At 67.2% G+C, this 18,265-nt stretch carries 8 protein-coding genes; 7 read left to right on the top strand and 1 reads right to left on the bottom strand.

Annotation, left to right across the window (positions count from 1 at the left end):
• Positions 1-11 precede the first annotated feature (11 nt).
• Positions 12-749, bottom strand: coding sequence for a GntR family transcriptional regulator (locus tag ACTHQV_RS05600; RefSeq protein ID WP_440488893.1), 738 nt, complete (start codon positions 747-749; stop codon positions 12-14).
• A 484-nt stretch (positions 750-1,233) separates the two neighbouring features.
• Here ACTHQV_RS05600 and ACTHQV_RS05595 point away from each other — a divergent pair, with 484 nt between their 5' ends.
• The 7 genes from ACTHQV_RS05595 to ACTHQV_RS05565 all read left to right on the top strand — a co-directional run bounded on the left by ACTHQV_RS05595 (position 1,234) and on the right by ACTHQV_RS05565 (position 18,188).
• On the top strand, positions 1,234-3,999 hold the full coding sequence (locus tag ACTHQV_RS05595) for a TonB-dependent receptor (protein ID WP_440488828.1): 2,766 nt from the start codon (positions 1,234-1,236) through the stop codon (positions 3,997-3,999).
• A gap of 139 nt (positions 4,000-4,138) precedes the next feature.
• On the top strand, positions 4,139-6,424 hold the full coding sequence (locus tag ACTHQV_RS05590; RefSeq protein ID WP_440488826.1) for a beta-N-acetylhexosaminidase: 2,286 nt from the start codon (positions 4,139-4,141) through the stop codon (positions 6,422-6,424).
• Positions 6,421-9,033, top strand: coding sequence for a beta-mannosidase (locus tag ACTHQV_RS05585; RefSeq protein ID WP_440488824.1), 2,613 nt, complete (start codon positions 6,421-6,423; stop codon positions 9,031-9,033). Before ACTHQV_RS05590 ends, ACTHQV_RS05585 begins: the two co-directional genes overlap by 4 nt.
• A complete protein-coding gene (locus tag ACTHQV_RS05580) occupies positions 9,030-11,615 on the top strand; it encodes a glycoside hydrolase family 3 C-terminal domain-containing protein (protein ID WP_440488823.1) in 2,586 nt (861 codons plus the stop codon). The genes ACTHQV_RS05585 and ACTHQV_RS05580 overlap by 4 nt, the downstream gene beginning before the upstream one ends.
• Positions 11,612-13,906: a GH92 family glycosyl hydrolase gene (locus tag ACTHQV_RS05575; RefSeq protein ID WP_440488821.1), complete on the top strand. Its 2,295-nt coding sequence runs from the start codon at positions 11,612-11,614 to the stop codon at positions 13,904-13,906. The genes ACTHQV_RS05580 and ACTHQV_RS05575 overlap by 4 nt, the downstream gene beginning before the upstream one ends.
• Positions 13,907-14,160: 254 nt before the next feature.
• Positions 14,161-16,269 (top strand): hypothetical protein, encoded by a 2,109-nt coding sequence (locus tag ACTHQV_RS05570; protein ID WP_440488820.1) that lies wholly within the window; start codon positions 14,161-14,163, stop codon positions 16,267-16,269.
• The gene (locus tag ACTHQV_RS05565) at positions 16,266-18,188 is read left to right on the top strand and encodes an alpha-L-fucosidase (RefSeq protein WP_440488818.1); all 1,923 of its coding nucleotides are present in this window, start codon (positions 16,266-16,268) and stop codon (positions 18,186-18,188) included. Before ACTHQV_RS05570 ends, ACTHQV_RS05565 begins: the two co-directional genes overlap by 4 nt.
• Positions 18,189-18,265: the final 77 nt, after the last annotated feature.

Below are 18,265 nucleotides of genomic sequence, written 5' to 3'. Positions count from 1 at the left end.
CCTGTGCCGGATCAGCTTGCGTTCAGTTCGGCGACGACGTCGTACGCGTCGCCACGATAATAGGACTGGGTGAATTCGACGGTGTCGCCATCGGCCAGGAAGCCGCGCCGTTCAATGAACAGCCCGGCATGGCCGGTCTCGACCCCCAGCCGCTTCGCCTGTTCGGCGGGAAACGCCATCGCGCGCAGCCGTTGCAACGCGCGCACCGGCCGCGATCCCGCCGCCTCCAGCGCGGCATAGAGCGAGTCGCCGACGGCATCGACGCCGGGCAGGCAATTGCCGGCGATGGTCGCATATTCGACCGCCATCGGCACGTCGTCGGCATAGCGCATCCGCTGGAACCGATAGACCGGTGCGCCCGGCGACAGCCCCAGCGACATCGATTCCTCCGGCGTCACCAGCCCGGCCGATTTCGACACCCACGCGCTGCTCGGCACCCGGCCGCGCGCGACCATGTCTTCGGAAAAGGACGACAGCTTCGAAAAACTCTTGTCGACCCGCGCCGCGACGAAGGTGCCCGCGCCCCGGCGGCGAACGACCAGCCCTTCCTTGGCCAGCCCCTCGATCGCCTTGCGCACGGTGATGCGCGACACGTCATATTCGACCGCCAGTTCACGTTCGGGCGGGATCGCATCGTCCTGTTGCAGCACCTTCCGCTCGATCGCGGTACGCACCAGCTGCTGCAACTGGACATAGAGCGGAGCATGCGCGTCGCCGCGCAACCGGCCCACCCGATCGGAAAAACCCATGACCACGCCCTTCGAACCTGTCGATTGCGCAACGTAGAGGGCGGTGGGAGCGATCACAATCGCGGTGATAGGTATGTTTTTGGTACTACGCAAGCGGCTTTGCATAGTCGAAAACGGGCGGTGCGATCGGTTGAAATTCCTTATCGCGACGGCATTGGCATTATTGCACACCCGGTCAGCGGAAGGATTACCAACCGATCGTCGTTAACCATCACCCCAGCTTTTTTATAATCATATTATACCAAACAGCGCTAAACCATCGGTTTCTGGCGCACGATCGATGTGAAACGTCATATTTTCTCACCTGTGCACTCCTTTTTCATTTTTATGTAGATTTTATGATGGGAATTGGTCACATTGCTCCCGACCAAAACGAGCTTGCATGGTGCCAATATAGTACCAACGCATGACGCACGTCGTCTTTGCCCGTCGCGGCCATTCGGGGAGGGTGCATTTCGCGCCCGGATAGAAGGGGTAGGGGACCATGGCTTTTTCGCGTTTCGCATATCTAGCCTCCACCGCGCTGGTCGCGCTGGCGACACCGGCGCTGGCACAGGACGCGCCCGCACCGGCCGGCACGACGGCTGAAGACGACACCATCACCGTCACCGGCATCCGCCGCTCGATCGCCGATGCGATCCAGACCAAGCGGAACGCGGACTCGATCGTCGACGTCATTTCGGCGGAAGACGTCGGCAAGCTGCCCGATAGCAACATCGCCGATTCGCTCGCCCGCCTGCCCGGCGTCACCGTCGACCGCCAGTTCGGCGAGGGCGAACAGCTCTCCATCGCCGGCACCGAGCCTGCGCTGAACCGCGTCACGATCGACGGCCATTCGGTTGCATCGGCCGACTGGGGCGGCAACCCGTCCGACCGTTCGAGCCGTTCGTTCAACTATTCGCTGCTGTCGCCGACGATCATCAGCCAGGCCGTGCTGTACAAGACGCCGGAAGCGCGCCTGCAGGAAGGCGCGATCGGCGGTACCGTCGACATCGTCACCCGCAAGCCGCTCGACCTGAAGTCGGGCACGATCGCCGCGACCGCCGGCGGCGAATATAACGACCGGGCAAAGCGCGGCAGCTTCCGCGGTTCGGCGCTGTACAGCTGGAAGAACGACGACGAGACGATCGGCTTCCTCGGTTCGGTCAGCTACGACAAGGAACAGCTGAGCCGCGCCGGCGTCGCCAGCTACTGGTACCGCACCGGTGCCGCGCTGCTCGAAAGCTTCAGCACCGTAAATGCCGACGGCACGCGCAATCCGATCCAATATGGTGCCGACGGCCGCGCGGTCATGGGTGCCACGATCAACGGTTCGCGTCCGACCGCCGCGACCATCGCCGCGTTCAGCGCGTCGCGCTACGCCTCGTTCCTCGCTCGCGAATTCTTCAAGCAGGAGCGTGAGCGGATCAGCTTCAGCGGCGCGGTATCGGCCAAGCCGACCGACAACATGACCGTGACCGGCACCGCGCTCATCATCCGCGGCAATTACGACAACGTGTCGAACTCCGAATATACCTATGGCTTCGAAGGATCGCGGATGACCGCCGCGACCTATATCCCGGGCCAGAACGGACAGCCCGGCATCGTCGATTCGGCGACCTTCAGCGGCATCCCGGCCGGCCAGACCGGTTCGACGGGTCAGCTCGACACCTATTACCGCCGCACCCGGCTGAAGAACGACTCGGTCTCGCTGCTGCTCGACTGGACGCCCGGCGAATGGACCGTCACCGGCAACCTCGGCGCCACCCGCGCGACCGGCGGCAAGGATCCTGAATATCTGCTCGACTTCCGGACGCAGCAGGGCTTCACCGCCGGTGCGAACGGCCGCAACACGCTGGTCAACTGGAACTCGCCGGCGAGCGATGCGACCAAGTGGCTGAGCAACTTCACCGCCAATGGCGGCGAGAACATTCGCGCGACCGATGGCCGCACCTTCTTCGGTCGTCAGATCGGCGGCATCCCGCTGCAGTCGGGCTTCACCACCGACAGCGAAGTGTTCGGCGAACTGAATGTGAAGCGCGACGTCGAATTCGGTCCGATCAAGACGATCCTGTTCGGCGGTCGCTATGCTTCGCACCTGAACGGCAACACGTCGTACAGCAATGCCGTCTTCACCAACCAGAACTACACGCTGGCCGATCTCGATTTCTACGTGCAGGACAGCAACCTGTACAACGGCCTCGGCACGTCGGGGAATGGCACGCCCTATGCCACGCTCGACAAGGACGGCATTCTCGCCGCGCTGACCAAGTACGGCAACTTCACCGACGATCGCGGTCTGTCGCGTGGCGATTACTGGCGCGTGCGCGAAAAGATCGCGGCGGGCTATATCCAGGCCAATTTCGAGCTGGGTAAGTTCCGCGGTAACGTCGGCGGTCGTGTCGTCAACACGTCGGACGCATCGACCTTCTATGTCCAGAGCAGCAACCAGTTCGCGCTGACCAAGGTCGATAGCGACGAGACGCGCTTCCTTCCCGCCGCCAACGTTATCTTCCAGGCGGGCGAGGACGTGGTACTGCGCGCCTCTGCGGCGAAGGTGATCGCGCGTCCGCGCTACGGCGACCTGGCCGGTTCGCTGTCGCTCGACGACACCACCCGCTCGGGCAGCGGCGGCAATCCGGACCTGAGGCCCTATGCCGCGACCAACTACGGGCTGTCGGCTGAATGGTATTTCGCACCGGCCAGCTTCCTGGCAGGCGAATTCTTCTATCGCGATATTTCGAACTATGTCGGCAATCAGGTGGAGGACGGGGTTGAGTTCACCAACAGCGTCACCGGCCGGACGCTGACCTACTCGATCTCGCGTCCGATCAACGGCGGCAAGGCATCGGTTACGGGCTTCTCGCTGTCGGGCAACACCAACCTGATCTGGGGCTTCGGTGTGCAGGGCAGCTACACCTTTGCCGATGCGGAAACGCCGTTCGCCAACGGCTTGCCGTTCCTGTCGCGTCACACTTTCACGGTCGTTCCCTATTACGAGAACGGTCCGTTCCAGGCGCGCGTCAGCTACAACCGCCGCTCGAAGTATTTCTATCGCTTCGGTCGTCAGGCGAGCTCGGACTATACCGATGCCTACCGCCAGCTCGACGCGCAGATCAGCTATGCCATCTCGGACGGCATCGGCATCACGGCGGCGGCCTCGAACCTGCTCGACGAAACCTATTACCAGTACAGCAGCACGCCGGACGCGCCGACCTCGATCTACAAGAACGGTCGCGTCTTCTCGCTCAGCGCCACCTTCCGCATGTAAGGGGGCCGGCGATATGGGGGGTGCGGCCCGTGCCCCCCGCTTCGTTCGAGGCCCCGGCTTTGCCGGGGCCTTTTTTCGTTCGGGCCGCTAGAGTTTCGGGCGGGCACGAATCGGCCTGCCACCCAAGGGGAGTATCCGCGTGAAGCATCTGATCCGGGCGGCACTGGCCGCGACCACGGCGACCATCGCGCCGGTCCATGCACAGACCGCACCGCTCCTTCCCCTGCCCGCACAGATGCGACCGGCTTCAGGTACGATTACCATCGCGAACGGTGCGGGCATCGTCGCGCCCGCCGGCGATACCGGTGCCGCCACCGCCGCGCGGCTGCTGACCGACCGGGTGAAGGTCGATCGCGGCCTGACCCTCTCCACCGCCGCGCAGGGGCCGATCCGCTTCGTCCGCGACGCCGCGATCGCCGGCGACGAAGCCTATCGCCTGACCGTCGCGCCGCGCGCGATCACCATCGCCGCCAGCGGCGACCGGGGCATGATCTGGGGCGCGATGACGCTCGCGCAATTGCTCAGCCCCGACACTGCCTTCGGCCGTCCGGTCCGCGTCGCCGCGACCACCATCGACGATAGCCCACGCTTCCGCTGGCGCGGGCTGATGGTCGACGTCACCCGCTCGTTCCAGCCGATCGAGACGCTCTACCCGATCGTCGACACGATGGCCGCGCAGAAGCTGAACACCTTGCACATGCATCTGTCGGACGATCAGGGATGGCGCGTCGAGATCAAGCGCTACCCGAAGCTGACCGAGATCGGTGCTTTCCGCGATCCGCCCGTCGCCGGTGGCCAGCCGGGACCGAAGGTCGGCGGCTTCTATACGCAGGACGAACTGCGCAAGCTGGTCGCTTATGCCGCCGAACGGGGCATCACCATCGTCCCCGAAATCGACATGCCCGGCCATGCGCAGGCGGCGGTCGCGGCCTATCCGGAGGAGGTCGGCGTGCTCGGCGACCGGCCGCCGGTCGGCCATGACTGGGGGGTCAATCCGTGGCTCTTCTCCCCCTCCCCGCGCAGCATGACCTTCATCAAGAACGTGCTCGACGAGCTGATTGACATCTTTCCCGGCCAGTTCATCCATGTCGGCGGCGACGAGGCGGTGAAGGACCAGTGGCAGCGCTCGCCGGAGGTACAGGCGCAGATGAAGGCGCTGGGCCTCAAGACTGAGAACCAGATGCAGGGCTGGATGATTTCCGAGCTCGGCAAATATCTGGCGTCGAAGAACCGCCGCCTGATCGGCTGGGACGAAATCCTCGAAGGCGACGTGCCGACCAGCGCGACCGTCATGTCGTGGCGCGGCGAGGCAGGCGCAGTCGAGGCGGCGAACAAGGGGCATGACGTGGTCATGTCGCCCGCCCCCAACCTCTATCTCGACAATATCCAGTCGACCGCGGGCGACGAACCGCCCGGCCGCATCGGGCTGCAAACGCTGGAGATGGTCTATGGCTATGAACCCGTCCGCCCCGGCGTGACGGCGGAGGCCGCCGCGCATGTGCTCGGCGCGCAGGGCAATGCGTGGTCCGAATATCTGGCGACGGCCAAGCAGAAGGAACACGCCACCTTCCCGCGCCTGTCCGCCATCGCCGAGTTCACGTGGAGCCCGCGCGACAAGCGCGACTGGAAAGGGTTCGTCGAACGCCTCCAGCCGCAGATGCTGCGATACGAGCGGCAGGGCATCGCCGCCGCCGATGCCGCCTTTGCGGTCGGCTATACGCTCGATGGCGCCAAGGGCGACGTACTGCGGCAGAAGCTTCCCAAGCTTACGATGGCCACCCAGACCGGTGCCGGCACGATCCGCTACACGACCGACGGCAGTCAGCCGACCGCCCGCTCGCGCTCCTACGCAGCGCCGATTGCGCTCAAGCCCGGACAGGTCGTCACCGCCACCGCCTTCGCGAAGGACGGCCACGCCCTTGCCGAACCGCGCCGCTTCGACGCGACCCGCCCCGCCTTGCTCCGCGCGACCGGCAACAGCGACATGGTCGCCTGTCCCAAGGGCGCGCTCGGCCTGCGCGTGCCGCTGGTATCGGGGCAGAGCGGCGACGCGCCCGCCTACAACGTCAACATCTTCGACACCTGTACCCAGGCGCCCAAGATGCCGCTCGACGTGGCGCAGGCGTTCAAGGTCACCGTTGCCCGCCTGCCGCGCAACTATGGCCTCGCGCATGACGAGGGCAAGCTGCGCCTCCACTATGCGGTCACCCGATATGGCGAGTTGGTGATGCGCGTCGGCGGGTGCGACGGCATCGTCGCCGCGACCTTCCCGTTGCCGAACCCCGACATCGCGCCCAACCGGTTCGAATTCACCGGCAGCTTCCCGAAACAGCCGGGCGATGCGGATATCTGCCTGCAATTCACCTCGCCGCTATCCGACCCCTTCTACACCGTCGACACGCTGCAACTGGAAGAGTCGAAGTGAAGCCTGCCCTGTTCCTGCTGCTTGCCGTCGCCCCCGCCGCCCTGTGGGCGGCGCCGCGCGAAACGGTGACGCTCGACAAGGGCTGGGAAGTCCGCCTCGCGCCGCGCGATCCGGCGGCGAAGGACCATCCCAGAGCCGCACGGTGGGTGCCGGCCAAAGTGCCGGGCTATGTCCAGACCGACCTGATCGCGGCGAAGATCACCCCCGATCCGTTCGTCCGGCTGAACGAAGCGACGATCCAATGGGTCGGACGCAGCGACTGGGACTATCGCGGGCGGCTGAACGCCACGCCCGCCCTGTTGGCGCGCGACCATGTCGACCTCGTATTCGACGGGCTCGACACCTTTGCCGAGGTGTTCGTGAACGGCACCAAGCTGCTCGCCGCCGACAATGCGCATCGCCGCTGGCGCGCCGACGCCAAACCGCTGTTGAAAGCGGGTGCGAACGAGATCCGCATCGCGTTCAAATCGCCGCTGGGCGTGCTGAAGCCGATGGTCGCGAAGATCGACAACCCCCTTCCCGGCGAATATGATTCGACCGCGGGCGACGAGCCGGAAGCGCGGCAGACCTCGCCCTATATCCGCAAGCCCAAATATCATTATGGCTGGGACTGGGGTCCTCGCATCCTGAATATCGGCCCCAATGGCGCGGTGAAGGTCGATGCGTGGGACGATGTCCGCATCGACACCCTGCGGGTGCAGCAGGAGGCGATAACCCCGGCCGAGGCGCGCCTGTCCGCCGACGTCACGCTGATCGCCGATCGCGATGCGACCGTGCAGGTCGACGCAATCGTCACCGCCCCCGATGGCACCACGGTCCGCGCGACTCGCACCGTCGCGGTGACGGCGGGCGAGAACCGGGTGAGCGTGCCGATCGCCATCGCCAATCCCAAACTCTGGTATCCCGCCGGCTATGGCGCGCAGCCGCTCTACACCGTCGCCACCGAAACCCGGCTCGACGGCGAACTGGTTGACAACCAGCAACGCTCGACCGGCATCCGCACCGTCGAACTGGTCCGCGAGAAAGACGCGATCGGCCGCGGCTTCCTGTTCAAGATCAACGGTATTCCGGTGTTCGCCAAGGGCGCGAACCTGATCCCGTTCGACAGCTTCGGCCCGCGCGTCACCGACGCCTATATGGGCAAAATCATGCGCGACGCGAAGGCGGCGAACATGAACATGCTGCGCATCTGGGGCGGTGGCATGTACCTGCCCGACAGTTTCTTCGACACCGCCGACCGGCTGGGGCTGATGATCTGGTCCGATTTCATGTTCGGCGGCGCGATCACGCCCTATGACCCCGACTATCGGGAATCGGTCAAGATCGAGGCCGAGGAACAGGTCGACCGGGTGCAGGCGCATCCCTCGATCGTGCTGTGGTCGGGCAATAACGAAGTGCTGTCGGGCTGGGAGGGCTGGAGCGACCGCACCGCCTTCAAGAAGCGCGTCGGTGCCGACGAACAGGAACGCGTCGGCGTCGGCATGGCGATCCTGTTCGACCGCGTGCTGCGCGACGCCGCCGAACGGCGCGATGCCGACGTCCCCTATTGGCCCGGAAGCCCCAGCGCCAATTACGAGGGCAAGCCCGATCAGGACGGCAATGGCGACCGCCATTATTGGGACGTATGGGGCGGCAAGAAACCTGCCACTGCGTACCTCGACAGCTGCCCGCGCTTCATGTCCGAGTATGGGCTGCAGGCGATGCCCGACATGGCGACCATCGCCAAGTTCGCGAAACCCGCCGATTACGCGATCGACTCGCCCGTCATGACCGCGCACCAGAAGTTCCTGAAGGGCGCCGGGCAGCAGCGGCTGCTCGACTATATCCGGATGCGCTACCGCGAGCCGCGCGACTTCGCCGACTTCGTCTATCTCAGCCAGGTCATGCAGGCCGACGGCATCCAGCTGGGCGCGCTGCACCACCGCGCATGCCGCCCGGTGACCAGCGGCTCGCTCTACTGGCAGCTGAACGACGTGTGGCCCGGCGCATCATGGTCGAGCATCGACTATTATGGCCGGTGGAAGGCGCTGCACTTCGCCGCCCGCCGCTTCTACGCCCCGCTCGCCATCTCGGCGGCGCGCAAGGCGGAGGGACCGACCGAGGTCGCGCTGATCTCCGACGCGACCCAGCCGGTCACCGCGCGGTGGCGGGTGCGGACGATCGACGTCGCGGGCAAGGTCGCGAACCAGTTCGAACGCGCGGTGCAACTGCCCGCCTTGTCGTCGACAAAGATCGCGACGCTGACCGATGCCGACCTGTTCAAGGGTGCCGACCCGAAACGCAGCTTCGCGGTGTTCGAACTGCTGGTCGACGGCAAGCTCGCGTCGCGCGCGCTGGTCGCGGCGCTTCCGGAAAAGGCGATGGCCTTGCCAGATCCGGGCTTCGTCACCCTCTGGTCGACGATCGACGGCAAGCCCGCGCTGACCGTCACCGCCACCCGTCTCGCCCGCGCACTGTGGATCGGTTTCGGGACGCTCGACGTGCAGGCGTCGGACAATTTCCTCGACCTGCTCCCGGGCGAAAGCGTGACGGTGACGATTGAGGGCAAGGCATCGACCGGGGCGCTTAAAAAGGCATTGCGCCTGCAAACGCTGGGAGCCGCCAAGTGAGCATCCTCCTCGCCCTGCTGGCCGGTGCCGCAGAACCCGATCCGCAGATCGCCGCGACCATCGCGGCGATGACCCCGGCGGAAAAGGCGGCGCAATTGCAAAGCACCGCCCCCGCGCAGGGCGATGTCCTGCCCGCATACGACTATTGGAACGAGGCGCTGCACGGCCTCGCCCGCAATGGCGTCGCCACCGTGTTCCCGCAGGCGATCGGCTTGGCCGCGACCTGGGACGCGCCGCTGATGGAGCGGATCGGCACCGTCGTGTCGACCGAGGCGCGCGCCAAATACAATGCGCTGCCGGGCAAGAACCGGCGGCGCTACGAGGGGCTGACCATCTGGTCGCCCAATATCAACATCTTCCGCGATCCACGCTGGGGCCGCGGCATGGAAACCTATGGCGAGGACCCGGTACTGACCGGCGCGCTGGCGGTCGGCTATGTGCGCGGGCTGCAAGGGCCGGACCCGCTGCAACCCCGCGTCATCGCCACGCCGAAACATCTGGTCGCGCATAGCGGGCCGGAGGCGGGCCGCGACGCGTTCAGTGTGCAGACCGCGCCCTATGACATGGAGGCGACCTACCTCCCCGCCTTCCGCCGCGCGCTGACCGAGGGGAAGGCGCAATCGGTGATGTGCGCCTATAACGGCGTCCATGGGGTGCCGGTGTGCGCCGCCGACTGGCTGCTCAACGATCGCATCCGCCGCGACTGGGGCTGGAACGGGCTGGTCGTCTCCGACTGCGACGCGATCGGCAATATCGCCCATTATCAGCGCTATGCCCTCGACAACGCCGCCGGCTCCGCCGCCGCGATCAATGCCGGCATGGACCTAAATTGCGGCTCGGCCTATGCCGCGTTGCCCAAAGCGCTCGAACGCGGCCTGACGACGCAAGGCACGATCGACCGCGCGCTGGAACGGACGTTCGAGGCCCGCAAGCGCCTCGGCGACGCGTTCGGCACCAAGAGCCGCTGGGACGCGATCCCCACCAGTGCGCTCCACACCCCCGTCAACCGCGCCCTCGCGCTGGAGGCGGCGCGCAAGTCGCTGGTCCTGCTCCAGAACAACGGCGTCCTGCCCCTGAAGCGTGGCGCGAAGATCGCGGTCGTCGGCCCCAATGCCGACAGCCTCGACGTGCTGGAGGCCAATTACAACGGCACCTCCGCCGATCCCGTCACGCCGCTGCACGGGCTAACCGACCGCTTCGCCGTCACCTATGCACAGGGGTCGACACTGGCCGAGGGCGTGCCGCTGCCCGTACCGCAGACCGCGTTCGGCGCGGGGCTGAAGGCCGAATTCTTCGCCGACCCGGCGATGACCGGCACCCCGGTCCTGACCCGCACCGACCGGACGATCGATTTCAACTGGGCGCGCACCAGCCCCGCCGCGAACCTGCCGGTGAACCGTTACGGTGTGCGCTGGACCGGCACGCTCACCCCGCCGGGGCCGGGCCGCTACACGCTGCGCATCGACATCAACCGCTGCTGGGACAAATGTTCGGGCCGCGACGCGGTCAAGCTGTGGGTCGATGGCAAGGACGTGCTGAGCGCCACCGGCACCGCCGCAGCGATCGAAGGTGCGGCGAACGACAGCAAGTCCGAACGGATGGAGGCGGTGCTGGACTTCGCCGACACGGCGGCGAAGCCCTTCCGCCTCGACCTCACCCATGCCAGCACCGACGACAGCATCCGCCTGACTTGGATCGCCCCTGCCGATCCGCAGCGCGCACAAGCCGTCGCCGCCGCGCAGAATGTCGATGCGGTCGTCGCCTTCGTCGGCCTGTCCCCCGCGGTCGAGGGTGAGGCGCTCCGCCTCGAAGTCGCCGGTTTCTCGGGCGGCGACCGCACCGACATCGCGCTCCCGCAAGCGCAGCAGCAACTGCTCGAGGCGGTGAAGGTATCGGGCAAGCCGCTGATCGTCGTCCTCCTGTCGGGCAGCGCCGTCGCGATGGAATGGGCGAAACAGAACGCCGATGCAATCGTCGCCGGCTGGTATCCGGGCGAGGTCGGCGGCACCGCCATCGCCGACCTGCTCGACGGCACGACCAACCCGTCGGGCCGCCTGCCGGTCACCTTCTACGCCCGGACCAGCGACCTGCCCGCCTTCGTCGATTACAATATGAAGGGCCGGACCTATCGCTATTTCGACGGCCAGCCACTCTGGGGGTTCGGCCATGGGCTGAGCTACACCAGCTACGCCTATGCCGATGCGAAGGCGCCCGCGACGCTGACCGCCGGCCAGCCGCTGACCGTCACCGCCCGCGTCACCAACACCGGCAAACGCGCCGGCGAGGAAGTCGCGCAGGCCTATCTGATCGCCCCGGCAGCGCTCAACAGGATCGGCGCATGGAACGATCCGGTCCTGCGCCACAGCCTGGTCGGTTTCCAGCGCATCGCGCTGAAACCCGGACAGGCGAAGACGGTGACCTTCAGCCTCGACCCGCGCCTGCTCAGCACCGTCTCGCTCGACGGCACGCGGGCGGTGCGACCGGGCAGCTACCGCCTGTTCGTCGGCGGCGGCCAGCCGGGGACAACGCCCGGACAAGAGATCGCCTTCACCATCACGGGCACGCAGGAGTTGCCGAAATGATCCGCCTTTCGCGCCGCACCCTGCTGGCCGGCACTGCTGCGCTGGCGGTGGTCGATGCGCTCCCAGTCGGAGCGGCCGGCACCGCCCCCGCCAAGCCCGACCTGTTCATCGGCACCGGCGGCGACGGCCATACCTTTCCCGGCGCGACGATGCCGTTCGGGATGGTGCAGCTGTCGCCCGACACCGACACCGCGCGCTGGGCGACCTGTTCGGGCTATCACAAGGGCGACGGCTCGATCCTTGGCTTCAGCCACACGCATTTGTCGGGCACCGGCATCGGCGACATGCTCGACGTGCTGGTCGTGCCGACGCGCGGCCCGGTCTTGCTCGACGGCGGCCCGCTCGACGATCCCGACAAGGGCTATCGCCAGCGCTATAAGGACGAAGTCGCCGAACCCGGCTATTACGCCGTCACCCTCGAAAGCGGGGTGCGCGCCGAACTGACCGTCACCGACCGCACCGGCGTCCAGCGCCATCGTTTCCCCGCCGGTCCCGGCCATATCCTGATCGACCTGTCGCATCTGGTGATGGAGGGGCCGAACCAGTCGCCCTATATCGACGAAGCCGCGCTCACCCTCGAAGCCGATGGCAGCATCACCGGCACCCGCCGCGTGTTCCGCTGGGCCAAGGGGCGCCGCATCTTCTTCGCGATGCAGCTGTCACGCAAACCCGACCGCATCGAATTCTTCGGCGATAACGACACCCCTGCCGGGAACACAGGTGTGAAGGGCAAACGCCTCAAGGCCGTGCTCCACTATGACGACGCCGGTGCCGCGCCGATCGTCATCCGCACCGGCATCTCGGCAGTCGATCTGAACGGCGCAAAGGCCAATCTCACCGCCGAGGCGAAGCACTGGGACTTCGACCGCTACGCCCGCGCCGCCCGCGCCGCATGGGCGAGCGAACTCGACCTGATCCGCTTCGAAGGCGGCACCCCGCAGCAACGCACCGTCGCCGCATCGGCGCTCTATCACGCCTCGATCGGCCCGACGCTCTTCTCCGACGTCGACGGCCGTTACATCGGTCTCGACCGCCAGACGCACACCGTGCCGAAGGGCGAGGCGGCCTACAGCGCCTATTCGCTGTGGGACACCTACCGCGCCTTCCACCCCTTGCAGACGCTGATCCGTCCGAAGCTGACCCAGGCCTTCACCCGCGACCTTATCCGCCAGACGCAGCAAAGCCCGTTCGGCCCGCCGGTCTGGCCATTGCAGGGGGTCGAGACCGGCACGATGATCGGCTGGCACGCGGTCCCGGTCCTCGCCGAAGCGCGTGCCAAGGGCGTCGCCGCCGACTATGCCGCCGCATGGGGTGGGGTGAAGAAGCGTTCGTTCGACTGGTCGACGCCCAATCTCGACAACAGCATCGGCGTGCGCGCCTATGACGAACTCGGCTATGCCCCCGCCGACCGCATCTTCGAAAGCGTATCGAAGACGCTGGAGTTTTCCTACGACGATTATGCCGGCGCATTCATCGCCGATGCGGCGGGCGACGCCGCCGGCGCGGCGCGGCTTCGCAAGCGGTCGGGCAATTGGCGCAACGTGTTCGACGCGAAGATCGGCTTCGCCCGCGGTCGGATGGCCGATGGCAGCTGGGCCGAACCCTATGCCCCCAATGCGCTCGGCCATTCGAAGAAATGGCGCGATTTCACCGAAAGCAATGGCTGGCAGGCGACGTTCCTGAACCAGCACGACATTCCCGGCCTGATCGCGGCGATGGGCGGCGATGCCGCGTTCGAGGCGAAGCTCGACGGACTGTTCACCGCCTCGTCCGAACTGCCTGCCGATGCCCCGCCCGACATTTCCGGGCTGGTCGGCCAGTACGCCCACGGCAACGAACCCAGCCACCATGTCGCGTATATGTATGCGTGGTGCGGCGCGCCGTACAAGACGCAGGCGATGGTCCGCCGCCTGCTGACCGACATGTATCACGACCGCCCCGACGGCATCATCGGCAACGACGATTGCGGTCAGATGAGCGCATGGTACCTGCTCTCGGCGCTCGGCTTCTATCCCGTAGATCCGGTCAGCGCGACCTATGTGCTGGGCAGCCCCCTGTTCGACCGCGCCATGGTGCAGGTCGGTAGCGGCAAGCGGCTGATCGTCGAGGCACGCGGCAACGCCCCCGACCGCCCCTATGTCCGCAGCGTCACGTGGAACGGGCGGCCATGGACCAAAAGCTGGATCGCGCATGCCGATCTGGTCAAGGGCGGGCGGCTGGTGTTCGACATGGCGGCCGAGCCGAACAAAGCGTTCGGCCGCGCACCGCAGGACCGCCCGGGCGCCAAGTGATCCTCGCCACGCTCCTCGCCACTGCCGCGCCGCTGACAGTACCGCTCGACGCCGCCTGCGTCGTCGGCACCGATCCGGCGGCGCAAGTGTTGCGCGAACGGCTCGCGGAGCGGGGAGCGGTGTGTCCTCGCCCGTCGCCAAAACCCCAGCCGCACCCCCGCGCAGGCGGGGGTCCAGAGCCAGGCAAGCCGAACGGTTGCGACCTTGACCCTGGATCCCCGCCTGCGCGGGGATACAACTGTGCGGGGCAGCCCGTGGCGATCAGATTCGTATCGGCAAGGCTCGCGCCCGAATCCTTCGCCATCACCACCAGCCGCCACACCATCACCATCCGCGCCGCGACCACCCGCGCCCGCCTGTTCGCCGCCGGCTGGCTGCTGCGCCATCTCGACCATCTCACCCTGACCGCCCCGCGCCACGTCGCCGAAGCCCCGGCGATGGCGGTCCGCGGCACCCAGATCGGCTACCGTGCAAAGAACAACAGCTATGATGCATGGTCCGTGCCCATGCTCACCCGCCGGATCGAGGATTTCGCGCTGCTCGGCGGCAACCGCATCCAGTTCGTCGCGCCGGTTTCCGACGATGCCGCCACCTCGCCGCTGTCGGCGCTGCCCGCCACCGAAACGCTGATCGCGGTCGCGGCGGCCACCCATCGGCTCGGCCTCGACGTCGCGCTCTTCTACCCGCTGCTGCGCGATTACGACAAAGCCGGAGCCACACAGGCCGAAGTCGCCGACTTCGTCACCCTGTCCGCCAAACTCCCCGCACTCGATGCGCTCTACATCCCCGGCGGCGATCCCGGCCATACCGCCCCCGACCGGCTGTTCCCCGTCGCGCAGCGCATCGCCACCGCGCTTCGCCAGCGCTTCGCCAACGCCAAAGTCCTGCTGTCCACGCAGGGCTTCGACGCCGCCGGCCTCGACGCCTTCCACGCACAACTCGCCAAACGCCCGCGCTGGCTGAGCGCGATCTTCGTCGGCCCGCAGACCCGCGACAGCATCGCCGAGCATCGCCGCCGCATCGCCGGCCGCTTCCCCATCGAAACCTACCCCGACACCGCGCATACCATGCACGCGCAATTCCCGATCCCCGACTGGCACCCCGCCTTCGCGCTGACCGAGGGTCGCGAACCGGTCAACCCACGCCCCGCCGCGACGACGCGCATCTTCGCCTATCTCGCACCAAAGACGCGCGGCTTCGTCACCTATAGCGAAGGCGTCAACGACGACTGGAACGTGACCCAGTGGTTCCGCCTTGGCTGGAACCCAACGACGCCCGCCACCGACGTCGCCGCCGACTATGCCCGGATGTTCGTCGGCGACATGACCTTCGCCGCCATACCGCACGCGTTGGAAACGAACTGGAACGGCGACCCGTCGGCCAATGCCGGCATCGACGCCACCGCCCGGCTGGTCGCCGACCTCCGCCCCGCCCCCTGGGCCGACTGGCGCGTCGACCTCTATCGCTACCGCGCCACCTATGACGCGCTGGTCCGCCACCGGCTGATCGCTGCCAAGGCCAATGAGGGCGAAGCCCGCTGGACGCTGCGACAGGCTCCGGCGATCGGCGCACAGGCCGCCGTCGCCGCCGCGCGCTTCGCCTATGCCCGCCCCGAACCGGCGATCGTCGCGCCGCTGCGCGCCGAGCTGACCGCCATCGCCGACCGGCTGTGGACAAGCGCCCGGATGCAGTTGTCGGTGCTGCGCCATGGTGCGTCGAACTGGGAACGCGGCGCCAATCTCGACCGCGCCGATATCCAGTTGAACGACCGCACCGTGGTCGAGGCGGAGATGGCCGAAGCGCTGACCCATCCCGACGCCGCCACCCGGCTCTATGCGATCGGTGATCCGTGGCGCACCCGCGACATGGCGCTCTATGACGATCTCGGCGATCCGACCGCCGAGCCGCATCTGGTACGCGGTCCCGGCTTCGACGCCGATCCGCAATCGATGATAAGCGCGATCGACGGCGTCGCCGACCACATTCCCGATCAGGGCTGGCGCATGGCCGATCTGAGCTATGCCGAGGGGCTGTACGAAACGCCCGTCCGCCTGTCCTATACCGGGCTGGAGCGGGGTCGCCGCTACCGCCTGATCGCGCGCTGGGCGGGCGAAGGCTATGCCCTGCCGATGCGCCTGACCGGCGACGGCGTCGAACTGCACGGTTTCCGCCCGCGCGACGGCGAGCGCGAAACCGTCGAAACCGCCATCCCGCAAACCCTGACTGCCGACGGCGCGCTGACCGTCGAATGGCACCGCCCGCCGGGGGTCGGCGGCGGTGGGCGCGGACATCAGATCGCGCAGGCGTGGCTGATCCCCGAACCCCTTTCCCCCGAACCCAAAGCACCCGGAGCAGAGCAATGACCATTTCCCGCCGCAGCCTGATCGGCAGCAGCCTGATCGCCGGTGCCGCCGCCTGCACCCCGCGCGGGGCGCCGGTCGCGAGCGTTGCGGCCGGGGGCGGCGGCAACCGCGTCCTGCCGCCGGCCTGGGGCGCGACGCCGTCGCTGCGCCAGCTCAAATGGCATGACCGCCGCCAGTACGGCTTCATCCATTTCTCGATCAACACCTTCACCGACAAGGAATGGGGCTATGGCGACGAGGACCCCAAGCTGTTCAACCCGACCGATTTCGACCCCGATCAGATCGTGGCGGCGGCAAAGGCGGGCGAACTCACCGGGCTGATCCTGACCGCCAAGCATCATGACGGCTTCTGCCTGTGGCCGACGATGCTGACCGAACATTGCATCCGCAATTCGCCCTATAAGCAGGGGAAAGGCGACATTGTCGGCGAACTGGCGGCGGCATGCCGGCGCGGCGGGATCAACTTCGGCGTGTACCTGTCGCCATGGGACCGCAACCGCGCCGATTACGGCACGCCCAGCTACATCACCTACTATCGCGCGCAGCTGACCGAATTGTGCACCCGCTATGGCGAGCTGTTCGAGGTGTGGTTCGACGGCGCGAACGGCGGCGACGGCTATTATGGCGGCGCGCGCGAGACGCGGAAGATCGACGCCCCGGCCTATTATAACTGGCCCTCGATCGTGAAGCTGGTCCACGAGCTACAACCCGATGCCTGCACCTTCGATCCGCTGGGTTCCGACATCCGCTGGGTCGGCAACGAGGACGGCCATGCCGGCGACCCGTGCTGGCCGACCATGCCCAACGAACCCTATGACCAGGCGAAGGGCAATACCGGCGTGCGCGGCGCCGAACTCTGGTGGCCGGCGGAAACCAACGTCTCGATCCGGCCGGGCTGGTTCTACCATGCCGATGAGGACGCGCAGGTGAAATCGCCGAAGAAGATCATGGAGATGTACGACGATTCGATCGGTCACGGCACGACCTTCCACCTGAACCTGCCGCCCGATCGCCGCGGCCGCATCCACGACCGCGACGTCGCCAGCCTGACCGCGTTCGGCGATGCGCTCCGTGCGACCTTTGCCAACGATCTCGCCGCCGGGGCGGTCGCGACCGCCAGCGCCGACCTGGAGGGGGCATCGGCCAAGTTCGTCAATGACGGCCGCCTCGACACCTTCTGGCTCGCACCCCCGGAGGCGAAGGACGCGACGATCACCCTCGACCTGCCGCCCGGCCGTAGCTTCGACACGGTGCGGCTGCAGGAATGGCTGCCGCTGGGCCTGCGCGTCACCCGCTTCGCCATCGACGTCTCGGACGGCGGCGACCGGTGGACGACGGTTGCGGAAAAGGACATGGTCGGGCCACAGCGCCTCGTCCGGCTGCCCGCCCCGATCAGCCCGCGCCGCGTCCGCTTCCGCACCGTGGCCGCCGAAGCCGGCCCGGCGATCCGTGAATTCGCGCTGTTCCGCTCGGTAGCACCCGTCGACCTGCCGCCGCTCAAGGTCTCCGACGCCAGCATCGTCGATCGCACCGGGTGGAAGGTCACCGCCGCCAGCGCGCCCGGCGGCGAAGCGATCCTGGACGCCAGCCCGCGCACGGCCTGGGTAAGCCCCGCCCCCGCATCGCTGACCATCGACATGGGCCGCAGCGAGATGCTGGCCGGCTTCACCCTGACGCCCACCCGCCATGTCGATCCGCAGGCCGCCCCGCCGATGAAGTACCGCGTCGAAACCAGCGTCGATGGCAGGACGTGGACGTCGGGCGGCGAGGGCGAGTTCCAGAACATCAACTACGCCCGCGCGACGCAGCGCCTGCCCTTCCCGAAGGCACGGCCGGCCCGCTATCTCCGCTTCGCCTTCCCGCAACCGGCGGTCCCGGCGCCGGCGATCGCGGTCGCGGAGATCGGCGCGTTCCGGTGAGGTAGCGCCCGTCCCCTGCTTCTAACCGCACATAGCCGTTCGGTTCGAGCAGCTTCGAGCTTGTCGAGAAGCGTCAG

This window comes from Sphingomonas sp. SAFR-052, assembly GCF_051965015.1.
Classification (GTDB): domain Bacteria; phylum Pseudomonadota; class Alphaproteobacteria; order Sphingomonadales; family Sphingomonadaceae; genus Sphingomonas.
The sequence above is the reverse complement of the archived record's forward strand: the minus strand, read 5'-3'. Positions and strand labels throughout refer to the sequence as shown.

What these genes read in the sequence shown, in the direction of transcription:
- ACTHQV_RS05600 (WP_440488893.1), bottom strand. Translation starts at nt 749, where the DNA reads ATGGGTTTTTCCGATCGGGTGGGCCGGTTGCGCGGCGACGCGCATGCT.
- ACTHQV_RS05595 (WP_440488828.1), top strand. Translation starts at nt 1,234, where the DNA reads ATGGCTTTTTCGCGTTTCGCATATCTAGCCTCCACCGCGCTGGTCGCG.
- ACTHQV_RS05575 (WP_440488821.1), top strand. Translation starts at nt 11,612, where the DNA reads ATGATCCGCCTTTCGCGCCGCACCCTGCTGGCCGGCACTGCTGCGCTG.
- ACTHQV_RS05565 (WP_440488818.1), top strand. Translation starts at nt 16,266, where the DNA reads ATGACCATTTCCCGCCGCAGCCTGATCGGCAGCAGCCTGATCGCCGGT.